At 48.5% G+C, this 25701-nt stretch carries 20 protein-coding genes; 2 read left to right on the top strand and 18 right to left on the bottom strand.

Annotated features, from left to right (window positions below):
* Positions 1-5: 5 nt before the first annotated feature.
* The 13 genes from ACPV3A_RS24560 to ACPV3A_RS24500 form a co-directional block, all read right to left on the bottom strand.
* On the bottom strand, positions 6-1583 hold the full coding sequence (locus tag ACPV3A_RS24560; protein ID WP_426201799.1) for a response regulator transcription factor: 1578 nt from the start codon (positions 1581-1583) through the stop codon (positions 6-8).
* Positions 1567-3366, bottom strand: coding sequence for a cache domain-containing sensor histidine kinase (locus ACPV3A_RS24555; protein WP_426201797.1), 1800 nt, complete (start codon positions 3364-3366; stop codon positions 1567-1569). The genes ACPV3A_RS24560 and ACPV3A_RS24555 overlap by 17 nt, the downstream gene beginning before the upstream one ends.
* Before the next feature lie 47 nt (positions 3367-3413).
* Entirely contained in the window at positions 3414-4244 is an 831-nt protein-coding gene (locus tag ACPV3A_RS24550; RefSeq protein WP_009592052.1) for a carbohydrate ABC transporter permease, read from the bottom strand.
* Positions 4245-4260: 16 nt separating this feature from the next.
* Entirely contained in the window at positions 4261-5133 is an 873-nt protein-coding gene (locus ACPV3A_RS24545) for a carbohydrate ABC transporter permease (protein ID WP_194542433.1), read from the bottom strand.
* Positions 5134-5226: 93 nt separating this feature from the next.
* On the bottom strand, positions 5227-6522 hold the full coding sequence (locus ACPV3A_RS24540; protein WP_426201794.1) for an extracellular solute-binding protein: 1296 nt from the start codon (positions 6520-6522) through the stop codon (positions 5227-5229).
* Between the two features lie 296 nt (positions 6523-6818).
* Positions 6819-7835 (bottom strand): glycosidase, encoded by a 1017-nt coding sequence (locus ACPV3A_RS24535; RefSeq protein WP_194542431.1) that lies wholly within the window; start codon positions 7833-7835, stop codon positions 6819-6821.
* A gap of 279 nt (positions 7836-8114) precedes the next feature.
* Positions 8115-9614 carry a malate:quinone oxidoreductase gene (locus tag ACPV3A_RS24530; protein ID WP_426201792.1) on the bottom strand — a complete coding sequence of 500 codons (1500 nt, stop codon included), beginning with the start codon at positions 9612-9614 and terminating at the stop codon, positions 8115-8117.
* Between the two features lie 430 nt (positions 9615-10044).
* Positions 10045-11004, bottom strand: a complete 960-nt coding sequence (locus tag ACPV3A_RS24525) for an ABC transporter substrate-binding protein (RefSeq protein WP_426201790.1) — start codon at positions 11002-11004, stop codon at positions 10045-10047.
* 69 nt (positions 11005-11073) lie between these two features.
* A complete protein-coding gene (locus tag ACPV3A_RS24520; RefSeq protein ID WP_426201788.1) occupies positions 11074-12726 on the bottom strand; it encodes a helix-turn-helix domain-containing protein in 1653 nt (550 codons plus the stop codon).
* Between the two features lie 133 nt (positions 12727-12859).
* Positions 12860-13486: a spore coat protein gene (locus tag ACPV3A_RS24515; RefSeq protein WP_194542427.1), complete on the bottom strand. Its 627-nt coding sequence runs from the start codon at positions 13484-13486 to the stop codon at positions 12860-12862.
* 167 nt (positions 13487-13653) lie between these two features.
* Complete coding sequence (locus tag ACPV3A_RS24510; RefSeq protein WP_426201785.1) at positions 13654-14748, bottom strand: GerAB/ArcD/ProY family transporter; 1095 nt, start codon at positions 14746-14748, stop codon at positions 13654-13656.
* Positions 14696-16021, bottom strand: coding sequence for a Ger(x)C family spore germination protein (locus ACPV3A_RS24505; protein ID WP_426201783.1), 1326 nt, complete (start codon positions 16019-16021; stop codon positions 14696-14698). The genes ACPV3A_RS24510 and ACPV3A_RS24505 overlap by 53 nt, the downstream gene beginning before the upstream one ends.
* Before the next feature lie 23 nt (positions 16022-16044).
* A complete protein-coding gene (locus tag ACPV3A_RS24500; RefSeq protein ID WP_426201782.1) occupies positions 16045-17619 on the bottom strand; it encodes a spore germination protein in 1575 nt (524 codons plus the stop codon).
* Between the two features lie 136 nt (positions 17620-17755).
* On the opposite strand from ACPV3A_RS24500, the gene ACPV3A_RS24495 reads away from it, so the two are divergent.
* Complete coding sequence (locus ACPV3A_RS24495) at positions 17756-19102, top strand: amino acid permease (RefSeq protein WP_426201780.1); 1347 nt, start codon at positions 17756-17758, stop codon at positions 19100-19102.
* 43 nt (positions 19103-19145) lie between these two features.
* Here ACPV3A_RS24495 and asnA read toward each other — a convergent pair whose 3' ends face one another.
* The 5 genes from asnA to ACPV3A_RS24470 all read right to left on the bottom strand — a co-directional run bounded on the left by asnA (position 19146) and on the right by ACPV3A_RS24470 (position 23363).
* Positions 19146-20108: an aspartate--ammonia ligase gene (gene asnA, locus ACPV3A_RS24490; RefSeq protein WP_426201876.1), complete on the bottom strand. Its 963-nt coding sequence runs from the start codon at positions 20106-20108 to the stop codon at positions 19146-19148.
* A gap of 188 nt (positions 20109-20296) precedes the next feature.
* Positions 20297-20932, bottom strand: coding sequence for a LysE family transporter (locus tag ACPV3A_RS24485; RefSeq protein WP_339296415.1), 636 nt, complete (start codon positions 20930-20932; stop codon positions 20297-20299).
* Between the two features lie 117 nt (positions 20933-21049).
* Positions 21050-21709 carry a DUF6138 family protein gene (locus ACPV3A_RS24480; RefSeq protein ID WP_426201874.1) on the bottom strand — a complete coding sequence of 220 codons (660 nt, stop codon included), beginning with the start codon at positions 21707-21709 and terminating at the stop codon, positions 21050-21052.
* 40 nt (positions 21710-21749) lie between these two features.
* On the bottom strand, positions 21750-22364 hold the full coding sequence (locus tag ACPV3A_RS24475; RefSeq protein WP_426201778.1) for a DUF6138 family protein: 615 nt from the start codon (positions 22362-22364) through the stop codon (positions 21750-21752).
* 75 nt (positions 22365-22439) lie between these two features.
* A complete protein-coding gene (locus ACPV3A_RS24470; RefSeq protein ID WP_426201776.1) occupies positions 22440-23363 on the bottom strand; it encodes an AraC family transcriptional regulator in 924 nt (307 codons plus the stop codon).
* A gap of 134 nt (positions 23364-23497) precedes the next feature.
* On the opposite strand from ACPV3A_RS24470, the gene ACPV3A_RS24465 reads away from it, so the two are divergent.
* The gene (locus ACPV3A_RS24465; protein WP_426201774.1) at positions 23498-25483 is read left to right on the top strand and encodes an alpha-amylase family protein; all 1986 of its coding nucleotides are present in this window, start codon (positions 23498-23500) and stop codon (positions 25481-25483) included.
* Positions 25484-25701 lie beyond the last annotated feature (218 nt).

The following is a 25701-nucleotide window of genomic DNA, read 5'->3' as shown; positions in this document are numbered from 1 at the left end:
TATGCTTATTCTTTGATATTCAAGACCCGATATTTCTTGGGTGTCATTCCCGTGTACAGTTTGAAGACGGATACAAAATACTTGTATTCTTTATACCCGACGCGATCTGCAATCTCAAACACCTTGTCCTGCGTTGTCAACAGCAGATTTCTCGCCTCGTTAATGCGCAGTTCGTTCATGTATTCGCTGAAGCTTTTTCCCGTGCTTTGTTTGAAAATATTGCTGAAATAGCTCGGCGTAATTTTCAAATACGCGGCCACTTCCGATGCTTTCAGGTCACTAAGATAATGTTCCGCCATATACTTCTTGGCCTTCTCAATGATCCAGAACGATCGGTCGATGCCAACCTTGTCGATGAGCTGCAGTAGGTCAAACACTTCCGTGGATATCGCCTGCCGGATCGCCTCGGGATGATTGTATACGTCCAGATCGAACGCCCTTTCCAGGCCATGCTCAAGCTGGGTCAGCCCGCTTTGTCGAAGGCGCTGCCGCAGCATAATCGATAATTCGTCACAGACCTTCACCATATCCGTCAATAGATAGCGCTGATCGCGGAAAAATTGGAACATGCCGCGCACCAGCTCTTCCAGCATATCAGCATCCTGCTTGAATAACGCCACGGACAGCTTCGAGACCATGTCCGCACTGTCAAAATCGCGCAGCACCCGGCCGTTATCCACTTTGTTCTTATATGCGCAATCCAGTAAAGGGCAGTTATCCAAAGCATGATAAGGCAGCAGGTTTCGAACTTCCGAACACATGGCGGCGGTTTGGCCCAAGGACGTGTAGGCATCCGATACCGCGCAATACATGCGATGCTCTTTCGGCCAAGAATCCAGCATATTTTGCAGGATTTCATCCCACTGCCCTTTCAATAGCGGTTGATCCGTCATCAGCAGGGTCATCAGCAAATTTTTATGCACGAATACGGATACGTGACGGACTCCGCATGATTCCAGATTATCACGTATCGTATGCAGCCACAATTGCTGAAGTATCGCAAAATCTTGTTCGGTCACGGAAGCCGCGAGGTTCGAGAACTTCTCCAGCTGCGTGGCTATGAGTTTATACTCGGCACTGGTTAGTAGATATGGAGGCACAGGCTTAGCTATTGAAGTTTCGTACGGCGCGGCCATTTCGGCAAGCCAAAGCTCGGCATCCTTCACTGAACCATCAAGACGGGTATCCTTCCGGCGAACGTCTTCCACGATTCCAGCCACGACCGCCACCAATTCTTCAATATCAACGGGTTTCAATAAGTAATCGGTTACATCAAGCTTGATGGCTTGGCGTGCATACTCGAATTCCTCATAACCGCTGATCATGATGACCCGAATCTGGGGGTGGCAGCGCTTCAGCTCCTTAGTAAGCTGAAGACCGTCCATTCCCTCCATCCGGATGTCGGTCAGAACCAAATCAATCTCTTGTTCTTGGACCACCTGCAGCGCTTCACTGCCGTCATAGGCTTCCGCAACGACTTCAACGCCATGATCCGCCCAATCAATCGTATAGCGCAGGCCTTGACAGATCACGGGTTCATCATCAACGATCAGCATTTTTACTGTCTTATCGTGTTGCATCATGCGATTCACCACCGTAGGTTTCAGAATGTGGGAGCTTGAGGCGAATCAAGGTACCTTGCGTTGAAGCCTCGATTACTTCCAGACCGTAGCGTTCTCCGAAAAATAGGTACAGACGTTCATGGATGTTGCAGAGTGCTCCTCGATTGTGACCGGTCTGTGCCCCTTTACGGAGAGTCTCCCGGACCTCCTCTAAGGTCACATCGTCCATTCCGCGCCCGTTATCCTGTACGTCGATCCACATTTCATCCTCACGCTTGTATGCTTTGACCGATATTTTCGCTACCGGCTCCCCCCGATCGATGCCATGCTTAAGGAAATTCTCAACCAATGGCTGAATGGTAGCCTTCAGAGTTAGCGTATTTGCCAGATCATATTCCATGTAAAGCGCGTATTTCAGTTTTGTACCCAGCCGCCTCTGCTGCAAATACAGATAGGAGCGGACAAATTCCATTTCCTTTGCCAGGCTGGTCTCGTACTGGCCATTGTTCAGGCTGGAACGCAAGAATCGAGACAGGATTTCGATGAGCTGACTGGATTCGCTCGCCTTCTCAAGCCTGGCGGTCCAGCGGATCATATCGAGCGTGTTATAGAGAAAATGCGGATCCATCTGCTCCTGAAGCAGACGCAGCTCCGATTCGCGCTCCCGCAGTTCCAGCTTGTATTTATGCTCGATCAATTCTTGAATCGTGGATACCATATCATTAAACCTGCGGTTCAATTCGGAAATCTCGTCCTTGGAACGAATAGGGACCCTGGCGGAGAAATCGCCGAGTTTTACCCGGTTGGTCTCAATCTTCAAGCGCAGGATCGGTCTGATAATCGTATAGTGGAAGCCGATCAAGGCCGATAAACCCAACAGGAGAATCCCGCCGAGAATGACCTTCATCAATATGGTTACGCCGCGTAGATCCTGATCCAGCGCAGCCTTGGGCACCATGGAAACGATATTCCAGTCGGTGTTTTCCATCCGTTGATGAAAGGTCAAATATTCATTACCGTCATGGCGGTAAGTAGACGTGCCCATCGTCCCTGCGGTTACGATATCCTTAAACGCTGCCTCATCGCCGATATTCAAGGGAAACCTGTCTTTGGAGGGCAGAACAGGCCGTCCATCGGAATCCACGATGAATACCATCCCTTCGTCCCGCGTTAACCCCCGCTGAAGCTGTTTGAATATACTGGCTTCATCCATACGGATCACGAGCCGGGCAAGCGGCAGCGTGATCTCGTCGTAGGAGTTCAGTACACGGAACAAGGACACGAGGCTTACTTCTCCATACCAACCGCTGGTTGAAGGATAGGCACTGCTCCACACGATCCCGCCTTTGTGCTCGTCCGCGAGCTGGTTCCATGATTCTTCGTTGCCGTGAATCGGCTCGCCCATCTCGATGGAATTGCCGTTAAAGCCGGTGATGGATATCGATTTGATATAATTTCTGGACATTAACTGAAACGTCAGGAAACCTTCGAGATTTTGCTTCAACCGCTCCGCTCTCTCACTCTCCGGCGGTGGATCCAGCCGCAAATATTGACGCATGTCATTGCTCAGTATCAAATAATCGGCAATATCCTCAATCATGGTCGTCTGCTCTTCCAGTTGATTCGTTACAATCTCCAGACTGCGCTGGCTTGATTGGATAAATTGGCCCCGCAGCACTTCGTTCAGTTTGTCTTGAGCAAGGACGCCGACCCCAAGCGTAGGCAAAATGACAAAAAAGAGGAAAATGACCAGTGCTTTCTGTTTCAGACCATAATTCCCGATCCAGCCAAAACTGCTGCGCATGTCCATTCCCTCTTTCGATGTCCTCATGATGTAGAATTGAAACCTGTTTAACCTTTAACTGCTCCTGCCGTCATGCCGTTAACCAGTTGTTTTTGCAGCAGCAGGTAGAAAATGATGATCGGTATAAGCGCGATCGTTAATGCCGCCATTTGCAGCGTCAGGCTGGCCGTCTCGATGCCGACAAAGTTGGCGAGTCCGAGCGGCAATGTTTTCAGCGACGATGAACTGATCAAGACGAGCGCAAACAAATACTCGTTCCAATTATAGATAAAGTTTAGAATCACGACAGTTGAAATGGCCGGACGCGTGATCGGTAAAATGATCGACCAGAAAATTTTGAAGACGCCCGCGCCGTCCATGACGCCTGATTCTTCGAGATCCTTCGGAAATCCTCTCATGAAGCCTTCCAGAATAAAGATTGTCAACGACAAATGGAAGGCCGTGTAAGGTAGAATCAACGATAAATGCGTATCCAGCAAATGCAGGTTCCGCATGATCAGAAAGATCGGAATCAAGGTCGCGTGGATCGGAACGACCATGCCCAGCAAAAATATCGCGTAAGTCGCTCCGCGCAGTTTAAAATTGAACCTTGCCAAGAAGTACGCCGCAAGCGATCCGAGAAGGACCGTCACGACCAACGATACCACGGTTACGATGATACTGTTGAGAAAGTAGGTATCCATATTCGCAACTTCCCACGCTTTTGCGTAATTGGAGAATTGCAGTTCGGTTGGTATGGAGAACGGGTTCGCCGCATATTCCTGTTCGGTTTTGAAAGAATCTACGATCATCCAAAAGAAAGGGATTATATTAATAATAGCGAATATCCCCAAAAATGTGTATGCCGATAAATGGAACCATTTCGTTTGTCTGTACATCTCCTCCCTCTCCCTTCTATTCTTTTTCTCTAGCAATTCGATTCACGATTGTAATAACGATAAGGCTAAACAGAAGAATCAATACGGATACCGCGCTGCCGTAGCCGAATCTCATATTCATAAATGAGTTGTTATACATATAGACGGTCATAACCTCTGTTGCATGGGCCGGTCCTCCGCCGGTCATGATCTGGATCAGATCAAACACACGGAACGAATTGCTGATGCTGTAGACAACGGAAACGAGCAATGTCCCGCGGATCATCGGAATGGTAATGCGCATAATCCGGTTTAATCCGGTCGCCCCGTCAAGGGCTGCCGCCTCATTGACTTCATCGGGGATGTTCTGCAAAGCTGCCAATAAAATAATCATGTACAGTCCGCAGTTTTGCCATATATAAGCGATGCTGATCGAGATCATGGACCAAAACGGATCGCCCAGCCAATTCTGCTGCCAGCTCTCGAGTCCCAAAACACCAAGCAGATTGTTCAGCATCCCGTATTCCGTGTTGTACACCATGCCCCAGATCAGGGACACCATGACCGATGAGATGACCACGGGCAGGAATCCGATCGTCCGGAAGAAACTGGAGCCCTTCAGCCCTCGATTCAGCAGCAAGGCCAGCAGGAGGCCAAGCGGGATCTGTCCCGCGATCCCTGTAAACATAATGATGACGTTGTTTTTAACGGAGAGCCAAAAAATATCGTCCTTAAAAATATCAACAAAATTGTCCAGCCCGATAAAACGCATAGGCGTGATCCCATCCCAGTTCATCAAGGAATAATAAACCGATAAGCCGATAGGAAAAATGGCAATACATATATATATAATGAGTGCTGGCGCCAAGCCCAAGAAAATAGCCCATTTCGTATGCTTAAGCGTATGCATTGGCGTAACTCCTTTCTTTCTGCCTTTAATAAGAAAAACCCGCTGCCGGGTTTTTCTTTGTACCATCATGATCTTGACTTAGGAAGTTCGCCCTTACTTCATGTTGTCGAACGCTTCCTGAACCTCTTGAGCGAGCTCTTCCGGCGTACCTCTGCCAATCGTCAGAGCCTGCAATCCGTTCTGCATGACATCGGTAACTTGGGTCGGAATCACGCTGTCGAATACCGGCGCCGTTCCCTTGTTGGTCAACTCCAGCATTTCCTTGAGATATGGACTCGCATCTTCAGGAATTTCAACGTTGGCCGGTACGACAACGCCTTTACTGATCAGATCTTTGTACAGGTCCTCATTAACAAAAAATTTAATGAATTCCTCGGCAGCCGCTTTCTTTTCATCGCTCAATCCTTTTTTAATGGAAATGCCGTACTGAACGACGCCCGCGCTTTTCACCGGATCGCCGGAGCCGTCAGGGACGCTCGGGAAGAGCGCAATGCCGAATTTGTCCCCTTCGTCGTTGTTGATGCGGATTCTTCCGTCAACGGTGGAAGAAGAGATATGCATGGCTGCTTTGCCTTGTATGAAGTAGTCCTGGCCTTGCACGGAATCCATGTTGTTTGCATCGGTATTAAATGCTCCCAGCTTGGCGAGTTCGTCAATGACGGCAATCGCTTTCACATATTCGGGATCGGTAAATTTGGCTTCCTTGTTCAGAATTTTCTGTAAGAAGTCACTGCCTACATAACGGTCACCGATAATCGACATGAAGGACGATTGAAGCGGCCATTTCTCTTTGTTGCCCAGAGAGATCGGCGTAATGCCGGCTTCCTTCAGCTTTTTCACCGCATCAATGAACTCGTCGTAGGTAGCCGGAAATTGGTCATAACCGACTCCAGCGAACATTTCCTTGTTGTAGTAAATAATATCCACGAAGGTTTGTTTGGTCGGCACGGCAAATTGACTGTCGTTCTGGTTGAACCCGGCCAATGCGTCCTCCGGCAAAATATCCTTCCAGTTGTCCATCAGGCCATCCAGCGGCATCAGCAGATCCCCGGCTACCAAAGGAGCCAGATCGGCGCCGGGCCATACGACATTAATATCCGACAGGTTGTTGGCGGCAGCCAGCGTGCGCAGCTTCGTTTTGTACTCGGTTGCCGCTACCCCGTCCTGCTTGATGATAATGTCGGGATGCTGTTTTTCAAACTCCGCGATCCGTTCCTTGTACACCTCGTTATCCACGTTCGGCGAGGTCCATGGATGCATGATGTTCAAGGTAACCTTTTCCGGCTCGGCAGCGTCTTTCTCTCCAGATCCGCAGGCTACGGTTGACATAAGCAGCAGCGCGGCTGTTCCGGTGAGCAGCAGCGTTCTAAGCTTCTTAGATGTTTTCATTTGATATACCCCTCTCTTTATATATTACATATCATGTTCTTATATTTAACAATATAAGATATATTAATTATACAATCGGGTTCTCGATCCCAATATCCATTAAAAAAACGATTTCATCTAATTTTTTTAAGTCATTTTAAATAGCGATAACTTATAAAAGCATATTTTCATTTCTAACGTTAATTTTAGTAACATAAACTTCACAAATTTTCAAATGAATGGTATCGCTTACAAATTGGTTCTAGAGGAAGCGCGACAGAGAAACCAACCACTCTGCCACGCCCTCACTCCTCTCGTTATTGCGGTTCGTTCAAAATATAATCAACCAAGTCATCCAGAGGAACCGTAGCGAGCGCAATCGCCGTATCCGTCACGCCATAATAGATATAGAGGAGCCCGTCCTTGACCACATTGCCTGTCGGGAATACGACATTCGGAATCTGATAGCCGAACTTCTCATAATACGTCTCCGGCTCCATAATGAAGCGGCGGGTTCTCGCGATGATTTTTTCCGGATTTTCCAAATCCAGCAGCAAGGCCCCTACACGATACACCGTATCTTGGTCCACGCCGTGATAGAGCACCAGCCATCCTTTATCTGTCCGCACCGGAGGCGTAGAGCCGCCGATTTTTTTAAACTCCCAATCGTTGTTCTCGGCCTTTGCCAGCAGCTTGGGCTCGTCCCAATGCACCAAGTCTTCGGAGTAGCTGATCCACATGGCTGCTTTTTCGGTTCCGTATTCCTCCCCTACGTATTCTTCCGGTCTGCGAAGCAGCACATACTTGCCGTTGATTTTCTCCGGAAACAGAATGTTGTCGCGATCATTGATATCCAGCGGCGTTGTATCGCACAGGTACTCCCAGTGAATGAGATCCTTGGAAGTCAATATCCCGGAACGCGTCAGCCAGTGGCCTTCCTCTTCGCCCCAACCGTCCGGATACTCGGGAATCGAGCGTTCGGGGATGCCGGCTCCCGTCGGGTAATAATTCATGGCACATGGCCGTAAGGCATAGTTCAAATAAAAGGTATCGTCGATCTTGACGATCCGCGGGTCCTGGATGCTGCCGTAGGGGAATCCCAGCTGGTCCGGCGTTACGACAGGCTCGTCCAGCACATGAGTGAAATGCACCCCGTCCGCACTCTCCAGAAGACCCAGGTAGTTTTTGCAGGGAGTCAGCGAGCCTGCCGTCCGTTCTATCATATAGAATTTTCCGTTATCGATAATGACGGCCGGATTGAATACCGTCACCTTTCTCCACTCGTAAAGTCCAGGCACTACGATCGGATTCTCCGGATGCCGGGTAATTTTCATGGGTAAGCCTCCTATGATCGTTATGTAAGTGTTATCATTTCTTGATTTCATTATAAGAGGCTTGGCCCATTCATAATATCCTGCAAACTTTCAATAATATCCGAAATATTGATATCTGTGATACTCGGCTGTTAAATAACGTAAAAAAGCGGTTCAATGGATGAACCGCTTAGATCTTTGGCCATATGGCCGATAACGTATAGGGGATGTTCCTTATTAATGCGTTATCCAGAAAAAGCGCGATGTTTCTTTTAATTGCCGCTTTCTACCTGTCTACTATTAGCTATGCACCAGTACTTTTAAGCTTAGACCTAGCGCTTGCGCAGTGGATTCTTGAATTTCCTCAAATAAGGCCGGGTTTTTCGTAAGAGACATGCCGTATGAAGGAATCATTTCCTTAATTTTCGGCTCCCATTCTTCCATATGCTGCGGGAAGCACTTCTCTAATACCTCGAGCATAACGTGAACAGCTGTCGAAGCGCCTGGGGAAGCACCGAGCAAGGCAGCGACCGAGCCATCCGCGGCACTAACCACTTCAGTACCAAATTGAAGCGTTCCTTTACCCTTCGGTGTATCCTTAATCACCTGCACACGTTGGCCCGCCACGACGATTTCCCAATCCTCGCTTTTGGCGTTCGGAATAAACTCGCGTAATTCTTCCATGCGCTTTTCATTCGATAGCACCACTTGCTGGATTAGGTATCGGGTCAATGCCATTTCTTTTACGCCAGCCGCCAGCATGGTGAACAGATTGTTCGGTTTGACGGATGTGATCAAATCAAGATTCGACCCGGTTTTTAAGAACTTCGGCGAGAAGCCGGCAAACGGACCGAAGAGCAATGCCTTTTGGTTGTCAATATATCTTGTGTCCAAGTGGGGAACCGACATCGGCGGAGCGCCAACCTTGGCTTTTCCGTATACTTTGGCATGATGCTGCGCTACCACTTCCGGGTTCTTGCATACCATGAATAATCCGCTTACCGGGAATCCTCCAATATGTTTGGACTCGGGGATACCGGTTTTTTGCAATAAATGCAGACTTCCGCCTCCGCCGCCGATAAAGATGAACTTCGCCGTATGATATTCGGTTTTACCGTGTTCGATATTATGGACTTTCACTTTCCACGAACCATCTTGTGTACGTTTAATATCCTTGACGCTATGCTTGTAGTTTATTTCGACGGCTTTGCTCTTCAAGTGGTCAAACAGCATGCGCGTTAAAGCGCCAAAGTTAATGTCCGTCCCGGAGTCGATTTTGGTTGCCGCTAACGGCTCATTCGATGTACGCCCTTCCATAATAAGCGGAATCCATTCCTTCAGCTGATCCGGATCCTCGGAATATTCCATTCCTTGAAAGAGCGGGTTGTTTGACAGCGCTTCAAAACGTTTTTTCAAAAAAGCCACGTCTTTTTCGCCTTGCACTAAACTCATATGCGGAATAGGCATGATAAAGTCCTGCGGATTGCGAATCAGATTGCTGCTTACCAGATAAGACCAGAACTGTCTTGAAACCTGAAACTGTTCGTTAATATTGATCGCTTTGCTGATGTCTATAGATCCGTCAGGTTTTTCGGACGTATAGTTAAGCTCGCACAATGCGGAATGGCCGGTCCCCGCATTATTCCATTCATTGGAGCTTTCTTCCCCCGCGCTTGCGAGTTTCTCAAACACTTTGATCTCCCACTCAGGTACTAATTCTTTCAGTAAGGCTCCCAATGTTGCGCTCATGACGCCGGCACCGATTAAGATTACGTCTGTTTTTTTCTCCATGTTGCTCATTATAAACCTTCCTTATCCCATATATTTGAAAAAAGAATAGACATCCCCGCTAAAAATGTCATTAAAAAGCAAGGCGTCCTCTGAAAACACACCTTTTCTGTGTCAATTATCACCATATTATAGTCTATTATAAATATTGATAGATTAAAATACCTACTATTATCTAATCATTATAAACGATTTAAAGTTGTTAACAAAGTGAGAAGATCCTCCACAATTCCCAAACTCCAAGAAACCAAGTATAAACTTAGGATCATGCTAGAGATAAGTCCTTTTTTACCGCTAAAAAAAGCCGCAAGAATCGCGACTTCTCAAGCTTATCTATTCCTTATCCTCCGAGACTTTATCGACTGCATCCGGCCGGCATTTCCGAGAACCTTTCGCAAATGAATAAGTATGAATATCAAATGGACACCTTGTAACTATGCAGCTACTTCCCGTTGCCAAGCAGCAGCTTCGTCTGGATCTCCAATTGCTTCTCCAGCGAGATGAGATCGCCTGCCGAGAACTGATTGATATCCAATGTGTAGATGCGATTGTTTTTGTAAGCCGGCAGGGACTTCCAGATGGCACTCTCCATAATCTCCTTGGCACGATCCCCGCCTCCGTCCGCATCGTAGACCGTCACGAACATATAATCCGCGGCCATCTCCGGCAGCGATTCCAGGGAAATGTCCAGACCGGCTCCTCCGTTTACGATCTGCTCTTTCACGGCTTCTGGCGGCTGATAGCCGAGACCCGAATACAGATTGCGGGTACCGCGCCCAAAGCTCTCACCTACGACCCAGAAGTTTTTCGCCCAAATCTCATAGACGCCAACCGTTTCTCCTTCCTTCACGACTCCGTCCAGCTTCGCCTTGGCCTCTGCAAGCTTCTCCTCATAGTGCCGAATCGCTTCCTCCGCTTCCTCCGATTTCCCGAGGAATTCTCCGAATTCACGCAGCTCGGCATACAGATCTTTTGCTCCCCAGGGAATAACAATCGTCGGTGCGATTTTGGCGAATTGCTCATAGTTCTTATCGGAAGGTCTAATAATGAGATCGGGATCAAGGGATACGATTTTCTCAAGCGCCGCCTGATCGTCACCGATATCCTCGATGCCATCGGTCAGATCCTGCAAAAAATATTGATTCAGGCTGGCCGTACCGGCGCCGACTGGCTTAACGCCCAAGGTTAGCAGATGGCCAAGATATTGCGTCGCGACAATTCGCTTCGGCTCCTTCGGAATCTCGATTGCGCCCATGACCGTTTCATATTTACGTGTTGCCTCTGTTTGCGGGTCGCCATTGGCCTTAACAATATCACTTTGCTGCTGTGTGTCTCCACAGGCGCCCAGCACAATGACCATACTTCCGATCAGAGACAGCATCAATCCTTTAAGCAACCACATCTTTGAACCCTCCATCAAATTGATAATGATTATCATTATTAACATGTTAACGGCAAGGGTTGCACGAGTCTATTGCGTTCCGTAAGCGGTTCTATGGACATTTGTTAGAAGCTCGGTGAGTATGGACAATTGCTGCTCTAAAGCAAGCGGATCATTATATTTAAATAACTCCAGATCGAGGAAGAACACATTCCCGTTTTGAACGGCAGGCAAGCTTCTCCATTCTTTGCTGTTCATGACACGTTCTGCATAGCCTGCACCTCCACCACCTTCCCAGATGGTTACAAACATATAATCTGCGGCATACGATGCCAGCATGTCCGGCGTTAACTCCAAGCCGACTCCCTCACCTAATACGTGTTCTGCAAGCGGCCCTGGTGGCCGAAACGGGAACGTCTGGTATAAATTGCGCAGGCCTCTGCCATACGCCATATTAACCGCCCACAGCCGATCCGCCCAAAACTCATACACCGCAGCCGTAGCATGTGAATCGATTAGTTTAGCTACTTGAGCAGCAGCTTGCTCCTCCTTCGCTCGAAACCCATCCATCCAGTTCATCGCTTCGCGTTCACGATTGAGTGCTCTGCCTAATCGTAACAGTTCGTCGAGCGGGTCTTCCTGTCCCCAAGGAAGTGAAATGGTTGGAGCAAGCTGGGATAAGGGCTCGCTGTTCGGTCCGCACGTGATGATCAGATCGGGCTGCAACGATGATATCGTCTGGAACGATCGAGCATCTCCTACGTCCGCTGCATTCCCCAGCTTTCCGACATAAGGGCGGGCACGCAGCAGATTGGTCGAAGTTCCTGCGGGCGTAAGTCCAAGCGCCAGCAGATGACCCACATATTGCAGGGCCACAATACGCTTCGGACGCTGGATATAATCGCGAGGAGAGTAACCGAAATACTGCTTGAATTTCCGGCTTAAATATAAACCGTCCTGGTAGCCGATTTCCCGCGCGATTCGATCGAGATTACGATCGTCGCCGCTAAGCAATTCCTCCCTGGCTTTCTCCAGGCGAAGCCGCGTCAGATACTCCGTGAAGCCGGATCCCGTTGCTCTTTTGAACGATACAGAGAAGTGTTCCGGCGTTAATCCTACCCTCTTCGCCATGTCGTTTCGCGTTATCGCCTCGGCGAAATGCTTCTCCATATAATCCACCGCAAGTCTCATGCGCTCCAGCCAATCCTCTTCCCGCTCCTCATCATCGGTTGACTGCAGCAGCGTACCCAACAGTTGTTTAAATACCGCATCTATGCGAAGGTTTGTTGCAAGTCTCCCGCTGCTGACTCCGTGAAATTGCTTGAATTGGTATAGTTCTTGAACCAGAACTAGAGCCTCGTGTGTAGCGGCGACGGGAAGCTTGCCGGTGCCCATCAGTGCAGAGATTCGCTTGCCGTATACGATTCGGCTTGGTGTCCGCTCCTTGAACTCCCATACATCGTATTGCAATTCATAAAGCTCGAGCGGAACCGACGAGTTTGGAGTCCGGCGTATGTCGGCAATCGTCCCCGGCGGACAATAACAGATCGCCTTCGCTTTCAATCGATGCCTAACTCCATTCATATACAAATCACCTGAACCTTTACTTACCAATAACATGGTATGTGTTTCCATGAATCCGCCGGCAGCCTCTTCGGTATGACCAAGCTTAATATAGCGAACTCCAAACAGCGAATATTGCGTCTCTTCCATGCTGACGGTCACCCCTTCAGACTGTAACATTGTTTTATCCTATTATAGTCTGGATGATAATCATTCTCAATTATTATCCAGTCGCTGAGGTTATGTATTGCCTTTCCTTTTAGAAGAAATAAAAAAAAAACGCCCTGTCCATACGGACAAAGCGCTTTGGTTATTAGTGAGGGGCCATATTGCCAGGCATTGGGGCTGTGCCGTAGCTATTCTGCATGTACTGCATATCTTGCTGAGGCAGCTGCGGTACTTGGTAGTATCCATGCTTATTCTGATATAGCGAAATTTCATAAGCCATTTCGATGCAGTTAGGAAGGGAATCGGCAAGCACGCGGCGTACGACCGGATTCGTGGATTCCATGGCTGCATTGGTTTTCATTGTAGCACCCGATTTCACTGCATTCAACATGCTGAGCGCGATGGTTTCATCGTTGATCTCGGCTGTGGACTGCATCGGTTTTTTCGGCTGGCCTGGTTTCATGCCGTAAATAAAGTCATTGCCCTGCTTCATTTTATAGCTTTGCGTCGGCTTTGAAGGATCTTGTCCTGATTTAAAACACTCCAAGGTGATGTTATACTCATCAGCCATAAATTGCTTCTGGCGCTGCAGGATATCCCGAAGCTCCGGATCCTGCACATGTCCGCTCAGCATGGTATACGTGTTCATGGCATTGATAGCCCCTGCCAATACTTCGTGGACATCAAACATCTCATGACCGCCGTGGTTCAATTGTGGAGGAATCATACCGGTCTCCATGTTTTGATGATTTTGTGGTTGTTCGAATTGCATTCTCGTACCTCCTAATATGGTTTGCTTACATGTCAATCAAGTAATTTCAACAAGGTGGTAGCTGGATAACGGCTTCTTTTCTGCAGTTCAGGTTTATTGTTAATTAAACAAGCCGAAAGTATTCAGGGTATTTTTAGCGAACACAAGTTTTGTTGGTGCTGAAACTTTCATTGATGTTGTTTTTCCATCTTTTGTCTGATCCATATCGTAAGGAGAAGCATCAAAGGCAGCGCCACCTGGAAGATGGGTGTTACATATGTCACGACAAACTTAATCCCAAGCCATATATGATGGGGGTAATTGGGGGACAAGAATGCCAGCATATATAAACATACCCCTAAGAAAATAGTACTTATCTTGTAGGGGATTCCTGTGAGTTTAGTGAGGCCGATTACGGCACCCATAGAAAAAGCAGTCATTTTCGCGCCCAGTCCCAGAAATAGTATAAGAACGAATAAAACGTCGATGCGCTCAAAGACATCTGCAATTTCGATCAGCTGAACCACCTGCAGCAAAGGAAGCGTACTACTGGCAGCAAGTGTCGGCCCTAAGACCAAAATATTGACTTGGTTGATCAATATTAAACAAATCGCCGTAATGATATAAGTGATTATCACGCCTCTCCGCAACCTCCCCTTCTTATGCACCAAAGGAAAAAACACCAGGAACAAGAGCGTTTGTCCAAACGGAAATGACACCAGCTCCGGTATGGCTGCAGAGAATACTGGTTTAAAACCATTCTCTAAAACCGGCAGCATCATCTCCGTTTTAATAAGTCCTGTCGTTAGCAGCAGTGAATATATGGTGAGATAACTCAATATTACGATGGGCAGCAGGCCAGCGCTGACCAAAAAGACAACACGAGGCCCATACATCACCGTACTTGTAATGACGAGAATGGAGATCAGCATGATAAATGCCAGCGGTGTCCGGTTTAACAAAGTCAACACCGTAAGTTCACCTAAATCCCTTAGATTACGAGAGGCTTCATAAGTGAAATAAGCGGCAAAGGCAAAACTTACTACATAACCGATGATTTTACCGAAATATCGTTTGCATAAATCATACAAATCAAGATCAGGATCTGTGCGGTGTATCATCAGATATATACAGAGTAGGAGCAGTCCAGCGCAGGCGGCTAGGGCCATGGCTAGCCAAGCATCCCGCTTGGCTTCAGCTCCCAAGAAAAACAAGGTTGTGCTTCCAACCTCAAAAAGAGCTAGATAACATACTAACTCGGTAACTCGAATGGATTGGTTCATATCCAGCTTTCCCTTTCTGTGCCCTTACCAATGAAAAGAGCAAAGGCCTACTAAGAGCTCCCGTCTCTCTGAAAGACGTTTGTGACATTCCGGTTTGACTGATCGTAGCATCCACCTCTAGTACAAGTTGGAGAGATTGCATCTCCTCTTCTTCCCAACGGTCCTTTAACTTCTGCCAATCCTTCGGATATTTACGATGGATCTTGTCGGCAAAATGTGGCAAATCGACTTTAAGTCTTTTGGCGGCTTCCCATCCCTGTTCGATATAGTCCTTGATTACCTTCTCAATTTCCCTCTGCGCCGCATGAAGTGTAGGCAAGCTGGTTAAGTTACCGTGACAATGAGACTCCGATATTGTACCTTTGACTTTAACAGAAACGCTCATTTGATAACCGTTTGCCGTTTTATGAGGTGTGACTTTGGTTTTTGCAGAGGCCGATTGGAATGAGAATTGTTCTCTTTCTGTATTCGATTCTGGACAAGGAATGGATAACGTACTGATGCTCACTTTATCAGTTAACCAGGATATTCCGAAGCTTTCACTCCGCGTTAACGTTCCGATTCTCCGGTCTTTATCAAATACGGATAATCCCGTAATTTTCAGCTTTCCGCGGGTTGAAGTTTTATGTAATTGATCCACGGAATCCACTTTAGCCTCCGGCCCACCCACTAATTCAATCTGGGGAACACCGGCTGCTTGTGACTCCGAATCCAAACTAATAGCCAGCTCATACATTTTCGTTGAGGGGTAATTGCCATTAAATTGATCCGTTTTGTCCAAGATATTAGCGATAGCTGCACCCGGTAATCGTTCAGTCGGTACAAGTTGCTTTAGCAGCTCACTTGCCTGCCCGTTCGTAACGAGGACATTGACGGTCTCACGCATATAGGTGTTTCTCCAATAGAAATCCATGATTTCGCTAATCCCCTTTTCCGTTGCCTGCTGACCAAGCACAAGAATATCCGTATGCGGAAAATATAGACGTCTGGCTGATTCCGTATAACTAACATCAATCGCTTCCCGAAGCGTTGGGCCCGTTGAGGAGAACACATGGATTGGAGCCTCTGAGCCTCCAGCCTTGCCAGCACCGCCAGCACCGGATGAAATCGCCGATGGGTTAATTAATTGATATGAAACGATCCACCGATCCCCTGACCGGTCTATACCGATCGCTGAGATGAGGCCGATCTCGTTTAACTCGGTTTGATTCCAGCAGCCTGTCATTGAAAACATCATGACCAGCAAAAGTGTTATGTGAGCGAAATTGCGCATATTTCACCTCTAGTTAATTAAAGTCACCTCGTCTGATCCTTTCTCGTATCCTTAGAGCGTAGATTCTCGTTCTGCCTGACTAGATTACGTTGACTGATCTCCTTAGGTCTGGTCTTGAGCAATGGCCATGGTAGACGGACGAACAGATCCTTCAATTCAGAGAAGCGAAGCGGTGTCATAGGCGACAGATATGGAACCCCAAACGAAGTCAGGGATACCAAATGAACATAAAGAGGCACGATGCCTGCCAGAATACCGAACAAACCAAGCGTACCTGCGAGCAGCATCAGGACAAAACGAATTAAACGAATGGCTGCTGCCATGCTAAAAGCCGGGATCGCAAAATTCGCAATAGCCGTAAAGGAAACTACGATCACCATCGCACCGGACACAAGGCCCGCCTGAACGGCAGCCTGTCCCAATACGAGCGCCCCCACAATCGAAATGGCGGGACCAATGACCCTTGGCATCCGAACCCCAGCTTCACGAATGATCTCGAACGTTAATTCCATCATAAAGGCTTCAACCAGCGCAGGCAGCGGAGTGCCTTCCCTTTGCGCTGCCAAACTAATGAGAAGTGGAGTCGGAATCATCTCCTGATTAAACGTCGAGAAGGCAATATATAATGAGGGAAGCAGCAGGGATACCACAAGAGAAACAAAACGAATGGCCCGCAAAAATGTGGTCAAATCATACCGTTGATAGTAGTCTTCACTAGAATGGAGGAACTTAAAAAAAGTAACAGGGGCTATCAGTACGAAAGGTGAACCATCAATCAAAATGGCAACTTGTCCTTCCAGAAGGCTTCCAGCCACTGCGTCAGGGCGTTCTGTGTTAATCATCGTTGGAAAAGATGTCACGGAAGCGTCCTGAATAAATTCTTCAATATATCCGCTTTCCAGCACGCTGTCCGTATCAATGGAATGTAACCGCGACATAATCTCTGATACAACCTGCGGATCCGCAATACCCTCAATATGAGCTATCGTCACTCTGGTATTGGTATATTTGCCGATTACCATCGTTTGAATCCGCAAATCCGGTGTTCGAAGCCTTCTTCGGATAAGGGATAGATTCGTCGAAATATCTTCAGTGAAGCCATCTTTAGGTCCTCGAATCACCGTCTGTGAACTCGGCTCAACTATCGATCGCTTCTCCAGACCTGCAACAGATGCTGAATAAGCGACATCCAAGCCATCGATTAAGATAACGGCTTTACCTTCTAATACCGCCGGGATTAAGGCATTAACGGATTGCAGCTGACTTACCTGCCTTGCTGGCAGTACTTTTTTCAGCAAGGCATCCATATCAGGCGTTCCAGCAGTATCCACTGTAACGGTTAACCAAGCCTCCATGATGCCGTTAAGCTGATCCATATCAACAAGTCCCTCTATGTAGCACACCGCAATTTCCGGTATACCGTCGCGACCCGGTACTTTTCTGACGATAAAATCAGAGCTATTCCCCAGTTTCTGCTCCAATATTTGAATGGAGACTTGAAGTGACGTGTTTATCGGATGTGGTGTATCCGTTGTTTTCTTTGTTCTGTTCTTTGGTATGCTTCGTTTCAGCGCTTTTATCAATAATCGACTTAACATAACACTCACTCCCCACCGATCTATTGCTATTATGGGGACTTACATAATAATTATTCCAATAATGGTTAATCTGCTCAAACCAGATGCATACTCCGCTCGGTACATGAACAACTTAACCATAGAGGAGGTATGTGCTATGGATTCACCTGGGTGTGCAGGACCGAACGATTCCGCATCATCGGGTCAAAAGAGCAGCAAAGGCAGCTTAAAGTGGTGGCAGCTCTCACTGCTTGGCATCGGCTGTACGATTGGTACGGGGTATTTTCTAGGTTCCGGCATTGGCATTAAGCTGACGGGACCTTCCATGGTTTTATCATTCCTTATCGCTGCTATAGGAACCTATATCGTCTTTCATTTTTTGGCCAAAATGACGACGGCGGATCCTCAAGAGGGATCCTTTTGTTATTATGCGGGAAAAGCGTTTGGGCGGTGGGCACGTTTTGGAAGCGCATGGAATTACTGGAGCACGAAAATTCTAATCATGGGCAGTCAGCTGACGGCTCTGTCCATCCTGACCAAGTTTTGGTTCCCTGATATTCCGCTATGGATATTTGCTGCCATCTATGCCGTATTATCGATTGCCGTCGTTCTGCTGGGTACGAAAGGCTTCGATAAGGTGGAAAATGTATTGGCCGTCATAAAAACAGCGGCGATTCTCATGTTTATTCTTCTCTCAACTGCAGCGCTTATGGGCTGGATTCGCGGGGGCAGCGATGGTAGACCCGGCGCATTCTGGTCCTCGCTCTTATATGCTTTCTATGCCTATGGGGGTGTCGAAACCATTGGTTTGATGTCCATGCAGCTCAAAAACAAAAAGGATGCTCCCAAGTCAGGAAAAGTCATGCTCATCGGACTGACCGTGATTTACATGATATCCATCGGGCTTGCTGTCTTCATGGTTTCCTACAAACTCTTGAGTGAGAAAGAAAGCCCGTTCGTTACAGCGCTATCCAGCTATCCGCTAACTTTCTTTCCCCATTTATACAATGGAGCGATCATTATGGCCGGATTCTCGACGATGAGCGCTTCATTGTTTGCCGTAGTGAATTTGCTTGTGACGATGGCTAAAGACGGCGATGCACCGAGTATTTTTACGAAGAAGCTGGAAAAGTTCCGGAAGCTGCCGCTCCCTTCCTTGGTGCTCGCCGCGATCGGTTTATCGGCTTCAATCGTTACGGCACTCCTATTGCCCGGAAAAATATACGAATACATTACAACGGCCGCCGGCATATTGCAGATGTATAATTGGTCGTTCATTATCATTTCGGCTTACAAAATTCTAAAGGTCAGAATGTGGGATGTGATTCTGGGTGGATTCGGCATCATCCTCCTGCTCGGTGCCGTAACCGGAACCATCATGGAGAAGAGCATTCGGCCCGGTTTTTTTGTCAGTTTGATCTTGGCTGCACTTGTGGCCATCGTGACGCTAATTATGGTCAAGATATGGAATAAGATGCAGACCAACACCATCCCCAATGAATAAAGAAAGGATATCTTCATTGTAAGATATCCTTTCTTTTTGCTTCTTATAGGAGCGGGATGTTCCCCTCTTCGCATTCTTTCAGGGTTTTCTCATTCCAAACGGATACCTGTACTTCGCCGATGTGGGCTTTTCTTAGAAGGAACATGCACAGCCTTGATTGTCCGATGCCTCCCCCGATGGTTGGCGGCAGCTCTCCTTTTACGACGGCTTGGTGGAAGTCAAGGCTCAAACGTTCCATTCTGCTGCTTGCCAGAAGCTGTTGACACAGCGATTGAGCATCAACCCGGATCCCCATGGATGAGATCTCCACCGCACAATTCAATACCGGATACCACAAAACAATATCCCCGTTTAACGTCCAGTCATCATAATCCGGCGAGCGGCCGTCATGCACCTGACCGGACTTCATCGTTCCGCCTATCTGCATAATGAATACGGCGCCATGTATCCTGACAATTTCATTTTCCCTTTCCTTCGGCGTTAAACTAGGAAAACGATCTTCCAACTCCTGCGTCGTGATGAAAAAAATCCGCTCCGGGAGGATCGGCTTCAAGAAAGGATGAAGTTCATAAAGGTACTCTTCCGTGGATTTGATCACATCATATATCCTTACAACTTCATGTTCTAAGGTGGCGAGAGTACGCATGTCTTCGCATATCACTTTTTCCCAATCCCACTGATCGACGAATATGGAATGCAGATTATCCATGTTTTCATCCCGCCTGACGGCTTTCATATCGGTGTATAAACCTTCCCCATTCTTAAAGCCGTATTGGGTAAGGGCCGACCATTTCCACTTTGCAAGGGATTGCACAATTTCGACACGGCCTTCCTTCATATCCATCACATCAAAAGATACGGTCCGTTCCGTGCCGTTCAAATTGTCGTTAATGCCTGTGCCCTCTTTTACCATAACGGGTGAGGAGACTTCGGTTAAGCGGAGTGCCTTCTCAAGCCCGATCTTAAAATACGATTTGGTTTTTTGTATGGCGATAGCCGTTTCCATTCTGTCTAGACTGGATTGGTAACGCTCAGGAATCACGATAGATCTTAGCAAGTCGTTTTTCGCCCCTTCACAACGTATTGAAATGTGTAAACTTCTGCCTAATTGTCTGAGAACAGTTTATGTTTACCCTCCAATACTGTCGCTTTGTCCCATGTATATTGAACGGAATTGGGCAGATGACCACTTGGTTATCCTGTTAACGCAAGAATGCCCTGAATACCAAAGTACACACCGAAACCGATCAGTGATACTCCCGATATGACCGAAATCGCAGTCAGCATGTTCTCGTTGAGGAAGCGACGAAGGCCTGTTGTTAGACCGGCAACGCATAGATCCCAAAGGGTTAAGCCCAAAAAGATCATGCTGCTATACAACAGCAAATGGCTCGTCCCGAACGCTGAGGCAGTCTTGGCCAGGATGGAGCCATAAATCCCCAGCCAAAACAGGATTGATAAAGGACTCGTGATGGACATGAAAAAACCGAGCAGAAAACAGCTTAACAGCGAATCCTTTTTTCTTGCCGCCGAGCTGATTTTCAATTTATTCACTTTCGTTATGCTTTCAACCCCGCTGTAAATTAACACGAATCCGCCAAAGAGCCACAAAAAGATCTGAACGATCGGAATATTAAGGAATTGAACGAGACCTAGATAAATGAGCAACATAAAAGCTGCGTCTGCCAGCATGGATCCAGCTCCGACTACCCAAGCATGCCAAAAGCCGTTCTTAATGCCTTTATCAAGCCTGGCCGAGTTCACGGGCCCGATCGGAGCAGCCAATGTTAATCCCAGAATAATGTAGCTAATTAATAAATTCACGTTCAATCGCATTCACTCCCGCCTACGAATACCAAGCTTGTACATTTTATGTGAAAAATGCGGTTGGATATGACTTCTAATCCTAAAACCAAGAAAAAAACCAGCTAATGTTTGTCAAGCATTTCAGCTTGGATGAGTTCTTTTCGTGATATACTTTTTCCGACCAACCCAAATAACCTCCACATCTATGGAGGTTTCCCCTTCGGCTTTGGCGGCTATCTTCTTGAGCTTGCCCATTCCGCCCCAGACCAAATATACGATATGCTCCACCTGGTAATACGGAAGACCGCGAACTTGGTCGAGCAGCAGTTTGACGTTTACGTCGGTTTCCATGTCCGATTGAATCTTCAGTTTCATCCAATCGGTGCAGTGCAGCATGCACTTTACCAAGGTTGGAATCGTTTCCGCACTAACACCATGCCGCTCAGTAAAAGCTAAAGTAAAATGGTTTTGAACGGATTGGTGTTCGTCATCGACTTTACCCATATATTCTTCCACCAACGGGAAATACGTTTTATCCTTCAATCCGAGGCCAAATACGGCATAGCTTCCCGGCATGCAGTTTTTCTCCCCTTCCGTATCCGCGTACCATTCAAACGGCTCCATTGCAGTTTTGGCATACTCCTCCATTAGAGGATACAGATCGGGATATTCCACAGCATTGGCAAAGAATCGATGCGTTCCCGACTTAGCCAAGCCTTTAATCGGGAGCCACTGCTTCCCTGAGGACTTCAGTTTGATTTGGCAGCTTTTCGGGAATCCCAAGCCGAAGAGGTGAGTCAGAAACCGGAGCGCGCGAGCGTAACTCTCCCCTGTTTCCTGCTTAATCCATAGACGCCAATGATCCAGTCGAGTAGGGATCCGCGTCTGGAAACAGCCCCTCGTCCAGGATGTGTCTGGACAGGAAAAACGTCTCCAACGGTTTGGTCGGATAGGTTCCTTTTTCTAGCTTATTGGCTATATAGATTGAGATTCGTTCTTGTAATTGCTTCTTCTTTGTCCCATCTGTAAGAATACAAAGGTTCAGGTCGCCTTCCCGCACTCGAAACTTGCCGTTAAACGTAAACTGATAATCGATGATAGAGCTCGGCATCTCATCCAATTTACGCTGCATATAAGAGGATAGCTCAGGAACGATATTCTCTCGCACAAGTTCTTCGGTCAACGGCTCACCAGGTGTCCATCTGTCTTCCGGCATCGATCTGTCTAGATCATCATCTGTCATGCTCACCCTGCCCTTGTCATATTTAAGCAGCGCATAGTCATGTATCCCGATCTGCAACGAAGTACGCTTCACGATGTTCTCTGCGTTTTTATCGCTGATAAAGGCCATCCATTGGTCGATCTGTTCCTTCCCCTGCCCAAAAACCATTCGGAAGATGTTCAAGAACTGAAACGTCATGCTGCCAAGGAATATTACAACTATCTCTATCCTCATATCGTCCAAAAAAGAGCCAATCTCGCGGACGATATCATCTCCGACCTCATACAAGCCGAGGTGGACGGGGATCGGTTATCGGACGATGAGATCGTCAGAACGACGATGTTTATCCTGGGTGCAGGCCTTCTGCTGCCGAAGCATCTGCCGATAAGCACCGGGCGTCATGCCAAGCTTGGCGGTAAACAGGCGCGTCATGTAGTTGGAATCACGGATTCCCACGCGTTCCGCGATCTCGGAAATGCCAAGCACCGTGCCGCCAAGCAGTTTCTTGGCCTCCTCCAGGCGCAGGTGCAGCACATACTGCAGGGGCGTTTTGCCGATATGCCTCTTCATGCATCTGGCGATATAACTCGCTTGGAAATGGAGCTTTTCCTCCAGCGAGGCCCGTTCAAACGGCTCCCTCCAATGTTCGTTTAAATAGGCTGCGGCGGCTTGGGCCAGCCGTACGGAAGGCTCCGGCTCGGACGTCCGAGCGCAGCCTGCCTGCAGGGCGGCAAACAGCTCGGTCAGCAAAAGATGGAGCTGGAGCGCATTCTCCCCGTTCAGTCTGTTGTGGGTATCGTTCAATCCGCGCAGCATCGGCTCCACGGTTTGCACCTCGACGGATGCAAACTTCGGCAAGTACATGCGCTGCTGCGATGAGGGCTCAACGTCTTCGACCGTGCCCTTGGACAGCAGGTTCGACCAGGGAATATCTTCTCGCCGGATGTGAACGGCCGGATGCCCATGGATGAAATGCACCCAATAAATCTCCGTATGCTCCGAGCAGGCTTGGTGCCCTACATGCGGCAGCCCTGCTTCCAGTACCAGCAGCTTTCCCGCGCCGACCTCATACTCCGTCTGTTCCTCCTTCATGTAAAGCGTTCCTTTCGTGACCAGAAGCAGGTCATAAACACCGAAGGTACGAGCGAAATGCCTGTCTCCCGGCTTCCATACGGCATGTCCGGCCGTTACGAACTGCGGCAGCGGCGGTATGGCGAATTCTAAGCACAGCAAGGCCATCCCCTCCTTTCGCAAGTTCATTTTGTGCTAATTAAAGTCTATATTATCACTGGTTGCCCGCATGAAAAAGAGGTACATTTGATCACAAGTAACCGCTACCATATAGCGACTAAGGAGGCTGTTTGCGCATGCGTTATCGTCAGGTTCATCTCGACTTCCATACATCCGAGGCCATCGCCGACATCGGAAGCCGTTTTTCAAAATCCCAGTTCCAGAACATGCTGCGTGCCGGGCACGTCGATTCCATCACGGTGTTTTCAAAATGCCATCACGGCTGGGCATACCATCCGAGCGAAGCCAATGAAATGCACCCGCATCTCTCATTCGATCTGCTGGGCGAGATGATTGCTGCCGCCCACGAAATCGACGTCAAAACGCCGGTGTACTTATCCGCGGGGCTGGACGAAAAGCTGGCGCGGCGCCATCCCGAATGGCTGATCCGCGACGCGGAAGATCGTACGCGCTGGGTGAAAGATTTCATGACCCCCGGTTACCACGAGTTTTGCTTTAATACGCCTTACCTGGACATCTTGATTGAGCAAATTCGTGAGGTAGTCTCCAGATATGATGCGGACGGCATTTTCCTTGACATCGTCGGGACCCGTAAATGCCGGTGCCAGCATTGCGTAGCCACCCTGCGATCAACCGGTCAAGACCCTCGCGATGAAGCAGCCGTTGCCGCCCTGGGCGAGGCGACCTACCTGAACTATACCCGCCGCGTTCGGAAAACGGTGGACGAGATCAAGCCCGGTCTACCGGTTTTCCATAACAGCGGTCATCAGCGTCGCGGCCGCCGCGACCTTGCCCAAGTCAACAGTCATCTGGAACTGGAATCGCTGCCGACCGGAGGCTGGGGGTACGACCACTTCCCGCTGTCCGCACGCTATGCACAGACGCTTGGCATGGACTATCTCGGCATGACGGGCAAATTCCATACCTCCTGGGGCGAATTCGGCGGTTACAAGCATCCGAACGCGCTTCGCTTCGAAACGGCGCTCAGTCTCGCCCACGGCGCCAAGTGCTCAATCGGCGATCAGCTTCACCCTTCCGGCCTCATGGATGAAGCGACCTACGCCTTGATCGGCACCGCCTATGCGGAGGTGGAAGCAAAGGAGCCATGGTGCAGCGAAACATCTTCAGTGGCGGATATCGCCGTCTTGTCGCTGGAGGCTGCTTGGGAGGCTTGTCCCGAAGCACGGAAGTCGGAAGACCGGAACAATCTGGCGGATGCCGGAGCCGTACGCATCCTGACCGAAGGACATTACCTGTACGACATCGTGGATGCCAGTGCTGATTTCAGCCTCTACAAAGTGCTGATTTTGCCGGATGATGTGCCGGTATGGCCGGCATTGGGAGAAGCTATCCGCGCTTTTACCGCAAGCGGCGGCAAGCTTCTGGCCACGGGTCGCTCAGGTTTGGTTCCGGACGGCAGCGCCTTTGCCCTTGATCTTGGACTGAACTGGAGAGGCGCCAGCCCTTACCGTCCGTCATATTTCCGTCCGGACTTTACTCCAGGGCCCCTCCTCCCTGCTTCATTTGTCATGTACAGCGAGGGACAGCAGGTTGAACTGAACGGTGGCCGTGCGCTTGGCAGCCGGGAGAATCCGTACTTTAACCGGGACGTGTTCACGTTCTGCTCGCATCAGCACACGCCAAGCGCGGGGGAGGACTGCGGACCCGGCATGATCGAAAGCACAAGCGGTTTCTATATCGCATGGAATGTGTTCGGCGACTATGCGGACAACGGACATCTCATTCTGAAAGAGATGGTATTGCATGCTCTTGCCCGGCTTCTGCCGCAGCCTTCCTTGAGCTGCGATTTGCCGGCACGAGGCATTGCGACGCTTCAGTATCAGCAGGGCGAGAAACGCTACATAAATCACCTGCTGTATGCCACCCCTGTGTTGAAGGGGCGTGTTGAAGTCATTGAAGACATCGTTCCGCTGCGGGATGTTTCCGTCGGCTTGCGTCTCCCGTCCCAGGCCTCGGTTAAACGGGTCTATTTAGCTCCTTCGATGGAGGAACTTCCTTATACTGTCAACAATCAAGACGAGATTAACTACACGGTTCCTTATTTGGATAATCACCAAATGGTTGTGTTGGAGCTGGCGTAGTGATCGTTCCTGCCATAGATGAGTGATGGCACACAACTCTGGCTTGAGGAAAAGCCGCAGTCCCCGGATGGTATTATCCCCTTTTAGTAGACAAGAGAAAAAAGACATCTGTTAAGATGGACTTAATCTTGCCTAACGAAGGGGATTTTTTCATGGCTAAAAAAGGACAAACTTACCAACGGTACTCCTTGGAATTAAAATTGGAGGCGCGGCCCGGC

The organism is Paenibacillus sp. Dod16 (assembly GCF_049893405.1).
Classification (GTDB): Bacteria; Bacillota; Bacilli; order Paenibacillales; family Paenibacillaceae; genus Paenibacillus_AQ.
Note: the sequence above shows the minus strand (reverse complement) of the source record. Positions and strands in the feature narration are given on the sequence as shown.